General features: G+C 70.4%; 12 protein-coding genes and 1 pseudogene. 6 read left to right on the top strand and 7 right to left on the bottom strand.

The annotated features are described in order from the left end of the window. Positions 1-72 precede the first annotated feature (72 nt). Positions 73-477 (top strand): cytochrome c oxidase subunit 4, encoded by a 405-nt coding sequence (locus AVL61_RS13780; RefSeq protein WP_058874902.1) that lies wholly within the window; start codon positions 73-75, stop codon positions 475-477. 286 nt (positions 478-763) lie between these two features. Here AVL61_RS13780 and AVL61_RS18010 read toward each other — a convergent pair whose 3' ends face one another. Beyond that, positions 764-961 (bottom strand): hypothetical protein, encoded by a 198-nt coding sequence (locus AVL61_RS18010; RefSeq protein ID WP_058874903.1) that lies wholly within the window; start codon positions 959-961, stop codon positions 764-766. A 390-nt stretch (positions 962-1,351) separates the two neighbouring features. On the opposite strand from AVL61_RS18010, the gene AVL61_RS13790 reads away from it, so the two are divergent. The 3 genes and pseudogenes from AVL61_RS13790 (at position 1,352) to istB (ending at position 3,983) form a co-directional block, all read left to right on the top strand. Continuing rightward, a complete protein-coding gene (locus AVL61_RS13790) occupies positions 1,352-1,705 on the top strand; it encodes a hypothetical protein (protein WP_058874904.1) in 354 nt (117 codons plus the stop codon). Positions 1,706-1,803: 98 nt separating this feature from the next. Then, the gene (gene istA, locus AVL61_RS13795) at positions 1,804-3,159 is read left to right on the top strand and encodes an IS21 family transposase (protein ID WP_058874905.1); all 1,356 of its coding nucleotides are present in this window, start codon (positions 1,804-1,806) and stop codon (positions 3,157-3,159) included. A gap of 20 nt (positions 3,160-3,179) precedes the next feature. Then, positions 3,180-3,983: pseudogene (gene istB / locus AVL61_RS13800) on the top strand (IS21-like element helper ATPase IstB). 450 nt (positions 3,984-4,433) lie between these two features. Here istB and qcrB read toward each other — a convergent pair. The 4 genes from qcrB to ctaE form a co-directional block, all read right to left on the bottom strand. Continuing rightward, positions 4,434-6,095, bottom strand: a complete 1,662-nt coding sequence (qcrB, locus tag AVL61_RS13805; protein WP_058874906.1) for a cytochrome bc1 complex cytochrome b subunit — start codon at positions 6,093-6,095, stop codon at positions 4,434-4,436. Then, positions 6,095-7,189: a cytochrome bc1 complex Rieske iron-sulfur subunit gene (gene qcrA, locus AVL61_RS13810; protein WP_058874907.1), complete on the bottom strand. Its 1,095-nt coding sequence runs from the start codon at positions 7,187-7,189 to the stop codon at positions 6,095-6,097. Before qcrA ends, qcrB begins: the two co-directional genes overlap by 1 nt. 73 nt (positions 7,190-7,262) lie before the next feature. Next, entirely contained in the window at positions 7,263-8,054 is a 792-nt protein-coding gene (gene qcrC, locus AVL61_RS13815; RefSeq protein ID WP_058874908.1) for a cytochrome bc1 complex diheme cytochrome c subunit, read from the bottom strand. A 59-nt stretch (positions 8,055-8,113) separates the two neighbouring features. Beyond that, a complete protein-coding gene (ctaE, locus tag AVL61_RS13820) occupies positions 8,114-8,752 on the bottom strand; it encodes an aa3-type cytochrome oxidase subunit III (protein WP_082697175.1) in 639 nt (212 codons plus the stop codon). A gap of 250 nt (positions 8,753-9,002) precedes the next feature. Between ctaE and trpD the strand changes: the two genes are divergently transcribed. After that, on the top strand, positions 9,003-10,061 hold the full coding sequence (gene trpD / locus AVL61_RS13825; RefSeq protein WP_058874909.1) for an anthranilate phosphoribosyltransferase: 1,059 nt from the start codon (positions 9,003-9,005) through the stop codon (positions 10,059-10,061). Between the two features lie 102 nt (positions 10,062-10,163). Here trpD and AVL61_RS13830 read toward each other — a convergent pair whose 3' ends face one another. Together AVL61_RS13830 and AVL61_RS13835 are read right to left on the bottom strand one after the other, a co-directional pair. Beyond that, on the bottom strand, positions 10,164-10,442 hold the full coding sequence (locus AVL61_RS13830) for an Lrp/AsnC family transcriptional regulator (protein WP_017833527.1): 279 nt from the start codon (positions 10,440-10,442) through the stop codon (positions 10,164-10,166). 51 nt (positions 10,443-10,493) lie between these two features. Next, positions 10,494-10,910, bottom strand: coding sequence for a DUF3054 domain-containing protein (locus AVL61_RS13835; RefSeq protein WP_058874910.1), 417 nt, complete (start codon positions 10,908-10,910; stop codon positions 10,494-10,496). A gap of 814 nt (positions 10,911-11,724) precedes the next feature. On the opposite strand from AVL61_RS13835, the gene AVL61_RS13840 reads away from it, so the two are divergent. Next, positions 11,725-13,170 (top strand): alanine racemase, encoded by a 1,446-nt coding sequence (locus tag AVL61_RS13840; protein ID WP_231738423.1) that lies wholly within the window; start codon positions 11,725-11,727, stop codon positions 13,168-13,170.

Below are 13,170 nucleotides of genomic sequence, written 5' to 3' on the forward strand. Positions count from 1 at the left end.
GGAGCTGGCCGCGGAGTCCCCGCAGCAGTCCCCGGTCGACGACGGCGCCATCGCCACGCGGAAGGGCTGAGCATGAAACTCTCCATCAAACTGTTCGTCATCCTCGGGCTCTTCAGCGTCCTGGTCGCCGTGGTCTACGGGTTCATGACCCGGTTCGACGAGCTCGTCGGGTTCCCGGCGCTGCTCGCCGTCGGCGCCATGTCCTTCATGCTGGCGGTCTACCTGTGGCTCGTGAACCGGAACACCGGTGGCGTGCTGCCGGAGGACAAGCTCGACGGCGAGATCGTCGAGTCCGCCGGTGAGTACGGGCACTTCTCCCCGTGGAGCTGGTGGCCCCTGCTGCTCGGCACCGGCTGCGCCTTGGCGTTCACGGCGCTGGCCATGGGCTGGTGGATCCTCGGCCTGGCGGCCCCGCTGGCGGTCCTGGGGCTCGTGGGTCTGATCTTCGAGTACTCCCGCGGCGACCACGCCCACTGACACGGACGGCTCGAGCCGACCCGCGGGAGGCCCCGGACACCCTGGTGTCCGGGGCCTCCCGCATACCCGGGCCGATTCGGCCCTGCTCGTCGTCCGGCCGGATCGTCCCTGAGCATGACCGGCGGCGCTCTCCGTGACGATGGTGCGGCCACCGCGTCCGCCGCCTCACGGCCGCTCGATCACTCTCCACCGGGCACCGGGGGACAGTGGGCACGTTCCTTCACACCCGCATGTCGCAGAGCGCTGTCAGCGCCCCCGTGGCCCGGGGCAGCAGTCCGGGATGCGGTCAGCCGGCGGTGATCTCCAGTGCGACCAGCCCGGCCACGGTGACCGCGGCCATGACGATCCCGGTCACGGCCCACGCCCGTGCCGAACCGCGCAGGCCGACGGCCCCGAGCAGGGGGGCGCCGATCACCCCGACGGGCAACCAGATCATGCCGGCGACCCGGGCCCAGTGCGGCGGGTCGATCCCGGGTTGGCTCACGGCCCAGACCCAGGCGAGGGCAGCGAGTCCGAGGGCGCCCAGAACGGCGCTCCAGATCCCCGCGGCCCGGCGCCGACCGCGCCTCGGCGGAGGATCGGCGGAAGCGTTCTGCTGGGGGGGGGGGGGGGGGTTCTCGACGGGTTTCCGATGGTCATGACGCACCTCCAGCGCCAGGACAGTCCTCCGGCTCCGTATTCGTCCGTCGTCGTCAAGCGGTGCGACTCCGGCGTCGTTGTCAACGACGTCGCATCTGCTCAGTATTCGTCCGGCGTCGACAGTCGTCCTTGTGATGGCCGACGATCTACACTGCCAACCACTGCCCGTCCCGGCTGATCCATCGGATGCCGGAAGGCCGGGTGTCCGTGAGCGGGATCGCGGTGAGGAGCGGATGTGCCGGTACGTACGTCGTGGGCGCGGTGGCTGGTCGTCGCCGGCCTTGCCGCCATGGTGCTGGGAGCTCTCGATCCGCTGGAGGGATCACTGGTCATCGTGCCGGGCACGGGCCTGGCAGCCCTCGGGGCGTTTCTCGGGCGGAGCCGGCGCCGGGTGTTCTCCTACTGGGCGCTGCTCCTGGTGGCCATCGGGGTGGCGGCGCTGGTCGGCGTGAGTGCTGTCGGCGGGCTGGGAGAAGGGACCGGACGCTCCCTCTGGTGGGCAGTCCTCGTCGTGGTGCCGTATGCCGCCGGCTGGCTGCTGGGGATCATTGATGGCGCTCAGGTGAAACTCCCCAGACCTGCTCACTGAAATTCCCCACCCGTGTGGCTCCGCCAATGACGGCGGGGCCCCCTCGATGATGGCGGTCTCTGACCACCAGCCATCCATTCGAGGGAGCCCCGCTGACCATGCTCACACGGGAGGAAGACATCGACGCGCACGCCCTGGCCCGTCAGGGCTGGACGATCTCCGCGATCGCCCAGCACCTGGGCCGTGACCGCAAGACCATCCGCGCCTACCTGGCCGGGAACCGCGCCCCCGGGGCCCGCCAACGCAGCACCCCGGATCCGTTTGCCCCGTTCGCCGACTACTGCCGGGCCCGCCTGGCCGAGGACCCGCACCTGTGGGCCACCACGCTCTACGACGAGGTCACCGACCCCGGGTACCCCGGGGCGTACCAGACCTTCACCCGCCAGCTGCGGCAACGCCAGCTGCGCCCGGTGTGCCAGGACTGCCGGCCCACCGCCGGGCGGGCCGTGGCGGTGATCGAGCACCCGCCCGGGGAGGAGACCCAGTGGGACTGGGTCGAGCTGCCCGACCCACCGGCGGCCTGGGGCGCTGGCGCGAATGCGCACCTGCTCGTCGGGGCTCTGGCGCACTCCGGGGCCTGGCGCGGGCTCCTGTGCGAGTCCGAGGACCAGGCGCACCTGATCGCCGGCATCGACCACATCACCCGCGCCCTGGGCGGGGTCACCAAGGTGTGGCGCTTCGACCGGATGGCCACCGTCTGCCACCCGCCCACCGGCAAGGTCACCGCGACCTTCGCCGCGGTGGCCAAGCACTACGGGGTGCAGGTGGCGATCTGCCCACCGCGACGCGGTAACCGCAAGGGCGTGGTGGAGAAGGCCGTGCACTCGGCCGCCCAACGCGTCTGGCGCACCTTGCCCGATGACGCCACGGTCGAATCCGCACAAGCCGCACTGGATCGGTGGTGCGCCACCCGCGGCGACGCCCGCCGCCGCACCACGAGCGAGGGCACCACGACGGTGGGCGCCCTGGCCTGCACCGAGCCGCTGGGGGCGCTGCCCCCGGTCCCGTTCCCGGCGGTCACCACGGTGACCCGGAAGGTCTTGGCCCAGGCGCTGGTGGCCTACCGCGGCAACTCCTACTCCGTGGCCCCGGAACTGGCCCACGCCACGGTCACCGTGATCGCCCGCCTGGGCGAACCGCACCTCGACATCGCCACCAGCGGCGGGGCCGTCATCGCCCGCCACCGGGCCGCGGCCCCCGGTGCCGGGGCGATGGTCCGCGACCACGGCCACGTCACCGCGCTGAACACCGAGGCAATGAAGGCCGCCACCTCGGCGGTGCCGCACCGCAACAAGGTCCGCATCCCACCGGGGCCTGACGCCTTGGCTGCAGCCGCGGCCCTGCGCGGCAACAGCGATCCCGCCACCGTGACTGACGCGGTCGAGGACCGCGCCGTGGTCATCGACTTGTCTCGCTACGCGGCCGCTGCCGCTGGAAGGAACACCCTCACATGAGCACCCCTCCCACCGAGCCGATGAGCGCCTCCCAGGCCAGCCTGTACCAGCAACTGCGCTCCCACCTGGCCGAGCTCAAGCTCACCACCGCCGCCGAGCACCTGCCGGGCGTCCTTGAGCAGGCCACCGCGGAAGGCCTGTCGATGACCGCCGCCCTCGAGCGGCTCCTGGGCCTGGAAGTCGAGGCCACCGAGGCCCGCCGGCTGGCCGGGCGGCTGCGGTTCGCCTCGCTGCCGTCGCCGGCGACCTTGGAGGGTTTCGACCTCGAAGCTACCCCGGGCCTGGATCCGGGGCTGGTGAACTAGCTGGCCTCCTGCCGGTACCTCGAGAGCGCGACCAACGTGCTACTGATCGGCCCGCCCGGCGTCGGCAAGACCCACATGGCCGTCGGGTTGGCGCGCAAGGCCGCAGAGGCCGGCTACCGCACCTACTTCACCACCGCCGTCGACCTGGCCGCCCGCTGCCACAAGGCCGCGATCGAGGGCCGCTGGGCCACCACCATGCGCTTCTACGCCGGACCCACCCTGCTGGTCATCGACGAGCTCGGCTACCTGCCGCTGCCCGCCGAGGCCGCCTCGGCACTGTTCCAGGTCGTCTCCCAGCGCTACTTGAAGACCTCGATCATCCTCACCACCAACCGTGGGGTCGGCTCCTGGGGCGAGGTTCTCGGCGACACCACCGTCGCCGCAGCCCTGCTCGACCGGCTCCTGCACCGCTCCGTGGTCCTCAACCTCGACGGCGACTCCTACCGGCTGCGCGTTCACCAGGCCCGCGCCGACACGCTGCGTCGGACGACCACCGGGACCCCACGACCGCTACAGTGACCACAACCACCGGGTGGGGAAAATCGACGAGCATCCCCGGGGACTTTCACAGAGCGCCATCATCATCGGCGCCGTCTCCGCAGCGCTCGAGTTCTTCCCGCGCTTACGGCCCCGGGATCACGGCCGACGAGACCGGTGACGTCTGACGTCCTTCTTCTCCACCGGGATCGATGGGGCTACGTTCTCGCGGCCGGGCCATCGGCCGTACTGGAGGTGCTCACACCGTGGTGTCGGTGGTCCGGTGCGGTCTGCGAGCTCGGCGCGCGTCCCTGCGGTCTCCCGGGACGAGGACAGGCCGCGGCTCCCGGCGCCGAGCGGCAGGACACGAGCTGCTGCGGAGGGCGGCGGTGCACCCGACAGCAGGAGCGGTTCTCCGTCGAAGCGCCCCCTGACGCGACAGGGCCCCGAGAGGAACGATCCTCTCGGGGCCCTGTCAGTGGCGTCCGCCGCTCAGCGCACCAGCTCCCGCTCCTGGGAGCCCGTGGTCAGGGCGTCGGCCTCGTGGTGATGGTGCGCCGCTTCGAGCTCGGCGGGGGTGACGGGCGCCACCCGGTCCTCGAAGAAGAACCGGCTGACCCGCTCGCGCATCTTTTCGGTGCGCGTGATCTTGCCCTTCGCGTTCGGCTGCGCCGGCTCCACCTGGTAGTCCGGCATGTTGACCAGACGGTAGCGCTTGAACTCGTCGAGGGGCTCGTGCACCTCGATGAACTCGCCGTGCGGGAGCTGCTGCACCCGCCCGGTCTCGCGGCCGTGGAGGACGATCTCCCGGTCCTTGCGCTGCAGCGCCAGGCAGATCCGGCGGGTGATCATGAAGGCCAGGATCGGACCGAGGAAGTACAGCGCGCGCAGCCAGTACAGGACGTCGTTGACCGCGAGACGGAAGTGCGTGGCGATGAGGTCACCGCTGGCCGCGACGAGCATGATGGTGTAGAAGGTCACGCCGGCCGCGCCCATCGCGGTCCGGAACGGCGCGTTGCGGGGACGGTCCAGGATGTGGTGCTCCCGGTCGTCCTTCGTGACCCAGCGCTCGATCCAGGGCCAGGCCGCCATGAGTCCGAAGAGCACGGCGAGCGGCGCCATGGGCAGCAGCACGTTCATGGGGATCGACATGCCCCAGAACGTCCACTCCCAGTTGAACGGCCAGGTGCCGGGCATGAGACGCACGGCGCCGTCGGTGAAGCCCATGTACCAGTCGGGCTGGGAGCCGGCCTGGACCGGGGAGGGGTCGTACGGGCCGTAGTTCCAGATGGCGTTGATGGTGGTGGTGCCCGCCATCAGGGCCATGATCCCGAACACGATGAAGAAGAACCCGCCGGCCTTCGCCGCGTAGATCGGGCCCACGGGGAAGCCGACGACGTTGTTCTCGGTGCGGCCCGGGCCGGGGAACTGGGTGTGCTTGTGCACCACGACCATGAAGAGGTGCACGACGATCAGGAGCAGGATGATCGCCGGAATCACGAGCACGTGCAGGATGTAGAGGCGCGCGATGATGTCGTGCCCGGGGAACTCGCCGCCGAAGAGGAACATCGACAGGTACGCGCCCACGATCGGCAGGGCCTTCAGGATCGCGTCGGCGATGCGCAGGCCGTTGCCGGAGAGCACGTCGTCGGGAAGCGAGTAGCCGGTGAAGCCGGCGACGATCGCGAGCAGGAACAGGGCGACGCCGACGAGCCAGTTGAGCTCGCGCGGCCGGCGGAAGGCACCCGTGAAGAACACGCGGAGCATGTGCACGGACACGGCGGCCGCGAAGACCAGCGCGGACCAGTGGTGGATCTGGCGCAGGAAGAGCCCGCCGCGGATGTCGAAGGAGATGTCGAGGGACGACGCGTAGGCCGCGGACATCTCGACACCCTGCATCGGGACGTAGGAGCCCTCGTACTCCAGGGCCGCCATCGACGGCTCGAACCACAGGGCGAGGAACGTGCCGGAGAGCAGCAGGATGACGAAGGTGTACAGCGCCACCTCCCCGAACATGAAGGACCAGTGGTCGGGGAAGATCTTCCGCCCGAACTCCTTGACCATCGGCGACATGCCCATGCGGGTGTCGACGAAGTTCGCGATCCGGCCGGTGCCCGTCTGGGGCTTGTACTCGTAATCAGTGGACGTGGACATCAGTTCGCCTCACCCTGCATCTCTTCGACATGGGTACCGCGCTGCGAGTAGGTCGGACCGACCGGCTCCTGGAAATCGCTGCGGGCCACGAGGTAGCCCTCGTCGTCCACAGTGATCGGCAGCTGGGGAAGGGGCCGGGCGGCCGGCCCGAAGATGACCTCGCACTCGTTGGCGAGGTCGAACGTGGACTGGTGGCACGGGCACAGCAGGTGGTGCGTCTGCTGCTCGTAGAGCGCGACCGGGCAGCCGACGTGCGTGCAGACCTTCGAGTAGGCGAAGATGCCGTCGACGTTCCAGTCGGCCTTCTCCGGGGACACGTTGACCGTCTCCGGATCGAGGCGCATGAGCAGGACCACGGCCTTGGCCTTCTCGTCGAGGTAGCCCTCGTTGTGCCCGATGGTGTTCAGGTTCTCGGGAACCACGTGGAACGTGGAGCCCAGCGTGACGTCCGAGGCCTTGATGGGAGTGCCGGAGGGATCGCGCACCAGACGGATCCCCTCGTCCCACAGGGTCTCCTTGAGGACGTCCAGGTTCGTCGGGCCGAGGTCCCGGAGGAGCCCGACGAACGGCAGGGGAGCGAGCACGGCCGCACCGATGAGGGTGTTGCGCAGCAGGGGCCGGCGCTTGATCCCGGACTCGTCGTAGATCGTGGTGAGGATGCTCTGCGCCTCGGCGCGCTGCTCCTCCGTGCGCACCGCGTGGCGGCTCTCGACCAGCTCGTGGTCCGGCATGAGGGTGCGGGCCCAGTGCACGACGCCGAGGCCGATGCCGAACATGCCCAGCGCGATGCCCAGGCCGAGCAGCAGGTTCTGCAGCTGCAGCGCACGCGTGGGCTCGGTGTTCGTGACGTCGTAGATGGGACCCTCCACGCGGATGCCGAAGTATCCGACGAAGAACAGGATCGATCCGACGATCGAGAGCAGGAACAGCAGGACGACCTGCCGTTCGGCGCGCTTGGCGGCCGACGAGTCGATGTCCGTCAGGCGCGGGCTGTGCGGGGGCAGTCCGGGGTCGGGGAAACGCTCCATTGCCGTGGTGCCCGTGGTGGCAACGGTTCCCGACTGGTGGGGAGTGCCGTCACTGTGGCTTCCCATGTGGTCCCTCATTCTTCTCTTGGTGCAGTTGATCGTAGCTTCGGGGTCCGACATTCGCTGCCGGCACGGGGCGTCAGGCGGAACGCGAGGTGAGCCAGACGGTGAACCCGATGATGACGGCGAGCCCGATGGTCCAGACGAACAGGCCCTCCGACACCGGGCCGAGGGCGCCGAGGCCGAAACCGCCCGGGTTCGGGCTGTCCTCGAGGGTCTTCAGGTAGGTGATGACGTCGCGCTTCTCCTCGGGGGTGATGTTCGCGTCGTTGAACACCGGCATGTTCTGCGGACCGGTCTGCATGGCCTCGTAGATGTGCTTCTCCTCGACGTCCATCACGGAGGGGGCGTACTTGCCGCGGGTCAGCGCGCCACCGGCACCGGCGGCGTTGTGGCACATGGCGCAGTTGGCGAGGAAGACCTTCGCACCGTTGGCGGCGTTGCCCTGGGTGACGTCCAGGTACTGCTCCTCGGGAACGCCCGGGCCGGGGCCGAAGGTCGCGACGTAGGCGGCGAACTGGCGGACCTGCTCGTCGTTGAACTGGACCGCCTTGTCCGCGGCCTGCGGCCCGTTGGCCTGCATGGGCATGCGGCCGGTGCCGACCTGGAAGTCGACGGCGGCGGCACCGACGCCCACGAGCGACGGACCGGACGGCGTCCCGGCGCCGTCGAGGCCGTGGCAGGTCGAGCAGTTCGCGACGAACAGCTTCTCGCCCTCCTCGATGTCCTGCGCCGTGTAGGACTCGGTCTGGGCCTTGGCCTCGTTGGTGGTGGTGGCGACTGCGTAGAGTCCACCGCTGAGGAGCAGGGCCAGGACCATCAGTACGAGGACTGCGAGCGGGTGGCGCCGCTGCTGCGAAAGTGCCTTCACGTCAAACGTTCCTTCAATTCGGTGTTGGTTTGCTTGGTGCGTCCCCGGGACGGCGCGGCCTATTTGAGGAAGTAGACCACGAGGAACAGCACGATCCAGACGACGTCCACGAAGTGCCAGTAGTAGGACACGACGATCGCGGAGGTCGCCTCGAAGTGGCCGAAGCGCTTGGCGATGAAGGCGCGGCCCATGATGAACAGGAAGGCGATGAGGCCGCCGGTCACGTGCAGCGCGTGGAAGCCCGTGGTGATGTAGAAGGCGGAGCCGTAGGAGTTGGCCGGGATGCTGATGCCGTGGGCGACCAGCTCGGCGTACTCGAAGGACTGCACCGCCACGAAGATCGCGCCCATGATGAAGGTCAGGGCGAACCACTCGATCATTCCCCACCGGCGGACGTCGAAGACGCCGCCGGCGCGGCGGGGCTGGAGCCGTTCGGCCGCGAAGACGCCGAACTGGCAGGTCACCGAGCTCAGCACCAGGACGATGGTGTTGGCCAGGGCCAGCGGGATGTTCAGCTTGGCGGACTCCTCGGCCCAGAGCTCCGGGGCGGTGGAGCGCAGGGTGAAGTACATGGCAAAGAGGCCGGCGAAGAACATCACCTCGGAGGAGAGCCACACGATGGTGCCCACTGAGGTCAGGTTGGGCCGATTGATCGACCCGCCTACCGGCTTGGCTGGGGTATGGGTTGCAGTCGTCACAGAGACATTATGTCGCCAAAACTGCCGGTGGACCAACCAGGAGGGGGTCGGGCGGTTCGCGTGTCCGGCGCCCGCCGCCGTCCGTGACCAGGTCGTGCGGCATCCGTGCGCCTCCGGGGCCCGCGCGGCCGCGGTTGTGCGCGCCGCCGCGGCGGTGCTGTGATCCCTGTCACATGGCCTCGGTGCGGGTCGCCGAGGCGGCCGAGGGGCCGTTCCGGCCGGTCCGCCGGTGGGCGATACGATCAGGAGCGTGAACACGACGACACCGACGACCGCACCGAACCCCGAGTGGCCGGACCTGATCACGGCGCTGATCTCCGGGACCGACCTGACCCGCGACCAGGCCTACTGGGCCATGGACACGATCATGTCGGGCGAGGTGTCCGACGTCGTGATCGCCGGTTTCCTCGTGGCCCTGCGGGCGAAGGGGGAGACGGTCGAGGAGCTGACCGGACTGGCCGACGCCATGGTGGGCAACGCGCGGCCGGTCGACATCCCCGGTCCGGCCCTGGACATCGTCGGGACCGGCGGCGACCGGCTCTCCAGCGTGAACATCTCGACGATGTCGGCCCTCGTGTGCGCCGGCGCCGGCGCGAAGATCGTCAAGCACGGCAACCGCGCGTCGTCCTCGAAGTCCGGCTCCGCCGACGTCCTGGAGGCCCTCGGGGTCCGGCTCGACCTGCCGGTCGAGATGGTGGAGTCCGCGGCCCGGCACGTGGGCATCACGTTCCTCTTCGCGCAGACCTTCCACCCGTCGATGCGCTTCGCCGCCGCGGCCCGTGCGCAGCTGCGCGTGGCCACCGCCTTCAACTTCCTCGGACCCATGACGAACCCGGCGCGGGTCGAGGCGTCGGCCGTCGGCGTGGCCGATCCTGCGCTGGCGCCCCTGATCGCGGGGGTCTTCGCGGCCCGCGGCGACCGCGCCCTCGTCTTCCGGGGTGCCGACGGTCTCGACGAGCTCACCGTGACCGCCCCCTCCCAGGTGTGGGAGGTGCGCGGCGGGCAGGTCGACCGGCACGACCTCGAACCGCTCGACCTCGGCATGCCCCGGGCCACCATCGAGGACCTGCGGGGCCAGGACGCCCAGTACAACGCGGGCGTCGTCGAGCAGGTCCTGGCGGGGGAGAAGGGGCACGTGCGCAACGCCGTGCTGCTCAACTCGGCCGCCGGGCTCGTCGCCTTCGACCCCGTCGCGGAAGGGTCCTTCCAGGACCGGATGGCCACGGCGGTCCGGCGTGCCGAGGAGTCCGTGGACAGCGGCGCGGCCCGCGCCGTCCTGGACCGCTGGATCGCCCACACCGCGCGCTGACGCACTCCGCAGGCGGCGGGCCGACGACGAAGGCCGGTGGGGTGCTCCCTCACCGGCCTTCTGCCGTCCGTGCCCTCGTGGCCGGCACGGGTGCCGGCACGGTCAGTCGATGCCGAGGGAGAAGGCCGCCTCCAGGTCGTGCTTGCTGTAGGTCCGGAACGCGATGTTGGTGTTCGTCCCCACGACGCCCTCCACCTTGGAGAGGCGGTCGGCGATGACGTCGGCGAGGTCCTCGTGCCGGTGCACGCGCACCATCGCAATCAGGTCCCAGTCGCCCGTCACGGAGTACACCTCGCTGATGCCGGGGATGTCGGAGATCTGCTCGGCGACCTCGGGGATCCGGTCGGCGGAGGTCTTGATGAGGACGATGGCGGTGAGCATGGAGCACCTTTCTCGGGGACGGCGCCGGCGGGGCCGGCGGAACGGGGAAGGTCAGCCCGAGCGGCGGGCACGGGCCCGGCGCAGCACGAGGACCAGGGTGCGGTGACCCAGCAGGAAGATGCCGAGCACCACGAGCGTGACGACGACGAAGCTCGGCGCCGTGCCCTCGCCGACGGCCAGGCGCAGGCCCATGCCCACGGCCACGGTCGTCAGCCACAGGGCGACGCCCCGGGGCCAGACGCCGAAGGGAGTGCGGTGCACCCGCCACACGAGCCAGCCGAGCAGCAGTCCGGCCAGGAACGGCCACGCCGTGCTCAGCAGGCCGGCGGCGTCCAGGGCGTGCGTCCTGCGGCCCAGCCCCGCGAAGACCAGCACGAGCAGCACGTCCGCCGTCAGCGCCCCGATCCACGGGCCGGGGACCGCGGCGCGCTGCTCGGGGAGGGCGGTGTGGGGAGCCGACGTGTGCATGCTCGCAGTCTAGTGCGGGCCCGGCAGGCCGCCATCCACGCCCGGTTGAGGGTCAGGTAGACCTTGAGAGTTGAAGGATGCGCGCGGACAAAGTCTCAACCTTCGACCAGTGGTCGATTGTCCCTGCCGGCCCGGGTCGCGGCGCGGCCCGTCCGGTCCGGACCCCCCGGGGAGCCCGTGTCCTTGCTCAGCGGTTCGCCGAGGGGGGCGCGCCGGAGCCGCGCTGGAGACGGATTGCCTCACCGGCGGATCGGGCGCTCGGCCGGGCGACTGTGAGACCTGCACCGGGTGGTGCGCAGCGTGGTACAGAAGGCCTCCGAAGGCGCTGGAGGGGAGCCCTCGCTCACCGCGACTTTACATAATGTCGATTATCGGCGTTATGGAGAAGGGTCGTCAGGAGGCGGCACACCACCGTCGTCGTGGTGCCGATCCGTGCCGCCGTCGTTCCTGCACCGTACTCGGACGCCGTCGTGGCCGGTGCGGCTCACCGGCGGAGCACGGCCGCGACACCGGGCCCCGCGTCGTCGGTGTCAGCCGCGGCTACGGGACCACTCGCGCCGGCGCCGTCCGCACCGAGGCGCTGTGCGGACGAACCGCATCGGATGCGCCACCAACTGTGCCGCCTCGACGTCCGTCGTGCCGACGGACCGGTCCGGCTGCGGATCTCCCAATGTTGCGCCGTCGGACGCCGGGCTTGTGGCCACTTGTGGGGAAAAACCGCCCGTGACCGGCCCCGGGCCCCCACCGGCCGATACGCTCGCCGTGGCCGAGCTGGATTCGCGTCGGCAAACACATGCTCGAGGGAAGGACCTCTGTGGGACGACAGAACTGTGAGATCGCGCCGGACGGCCGGGGGCACCGGCTGGTGACGTCCGTGCTGGCCCTGTCGGTGCTGGCCCTCGCGGGCTGCGCGCAGGACGCCGGTGCGGACGCGCCTCCCGCGGTGGCCTCCGGCTCGGTCGCACTCTCCCCCTCGCACGGCGGGCTGCAGGGCGGGAATCTGGTCCTGGCGGACACCGGTGGGGACACCGACGGGCCGGTCACCGTCCGCTTCGGCGAGGAGGAGGTCGAGTGCGAGTTCGACGACCGCTCGTCCCGCCACGCCTGTGTGGCACCGGCCCGCGGCACCCCGGGCACGGTCGAGGTCTCGTTCGCCGCCGGCGGGAGCGACGTCGGCGAGAAGACCGCCTACACCTACACCACGCAGGGCACGCAGGACATCCCCCTCCTGACGGTGGACACCGAGACCGTGCGGCGCAACGCCGAGGCGATCCGGGCCGACTTCCCCTCGGACGTCCAGCTGGGCGCGGTGCTCAAGAACGGCGAGCCCGTGGACGTGTTCGGCAAGGTCATCGAGGATGCCGCCAAGGTCGACTACGTCTTCGTGCCCAAGCTCGACGACGCCATCGCCCTGCGCGAGGCCGGTGTCGAGGCGAAGATCGCCGTGCTCTACGTGGCGCAGGTCGAGGACATCCCACTGCTGATGCACTACGACGTCGAGGTCGCCGCGACCGACCCCGCGTGGGTCGAAGCGGCGGAGCAGGTGCTCTCGACCACGGGCGGAGCACTGAAGGTCCACCTGTGGGTCGACACCGGGATGGGGCGCGAGGGCGTGGTCCCCGAGGAGGCCCTCCCCCTGGCCCAGGCCATCGAGGACGCCCCGCACCTGGAGCTCGCCGGCATCGCCACGCACTTCTCCACCGTCACCGCGGAGGACGGGGCCGCCATCGAGCGCAACGACACGGCCAACACCACGGTGGCCCAGAAGAACCGCTTCGACGGCGCGGTCGCCTCCATCCGGGACGCCGGCCTCGGGAAGGACGCCCTGATCCACGCCGGGGCCAGCGACGTGCTCGACCACGAGATCGACCCGCTGTACTACGACCTGCTGCGGATCGGCGGCATGTTCTTCGCGAGCAGCCCCCCGGAGGAGCGGCTCTACTCCTGGACCACGGAGCTCGCCCAGGTCAAGACGCTCCCGGCGGGCTGGTGCATCGACTACGGGTGCACCGAGCCCACCACGGCGCCCAAGAAGGTCGGCCTCATCAACCACATCCCGTCCCGCGAGAACGAGCTGACGTACACGGTCGGGGGCAAGCAGGTCCCGGTGCTGCTCGACCACGGCACGGTGCTGACCCTGGACCTGTCCGAGGTCCCGGACGCGGCCGCCGGAGACGAGGTCGCCATCGACTTCAGCGCGGAGGCCTTCCACATGCTCGACGCCACGGCACCGCTGCCGGTGACGACCTCCGGCGGGTGA

Origin of the sequence: Kocuria rosea subsp. polaris (assembly GCF_001483755.1) — a bacterium.
Classification (GTDB): Bacteria; Actinomycetota; Actinomycetes; order Actinomycetales; family Micrococcaceae; genus Kocuria; species Kocuria cellulosilytica.

What these genes read in the sequence shown, in the direction of transcription:
- AVL61_RS13780 (WP_058874902.1), top strand. Translation starts at nt 73, where the DNA reads ATGAAACTCTCCATCAAACTGTTCGTCATCCTCGGGCTCTTCAGCGTC.
- istA (WP_058874905.1), top strand. Translation starts at nt 1,804, where the DNA reads ATGCTCACACGGGAGGAAGACATCGACGCGCACGCCCTGGCCCGTCAG.
- qcrB (WP_058874906.1), bottom strand. Translation starts at nt 6,095, where the DNA reads ATGTCCACGTCCACTGATTACGAGTACAAGCCCCAGACGGGCACCGGC.
- qcrA (WP_058874907.1), bottom strand. Translation starts at nt 7,189, where the DNA reads ATGGGAAGCCACAGTGACGGCACTCCCCACCAGTCGGGAACCGTTGCC.
- AVL61_RS13830 (WP_017833527.1), bottom strand. Translation starts at nt 10,442, where the DNA reads ATGCTCACCGCCATCGTCCTCATCAAGACCTCCGCCGACCGGATCCCC.
- AVL61_RS13835 (WP_058874910.1), bottom strand. Translation starts at nt 10,910, where the DNA reads ATGCACACGTCGGCTCCCCACACCGCCCTCCCCGAGCAGCGCGCCGCG.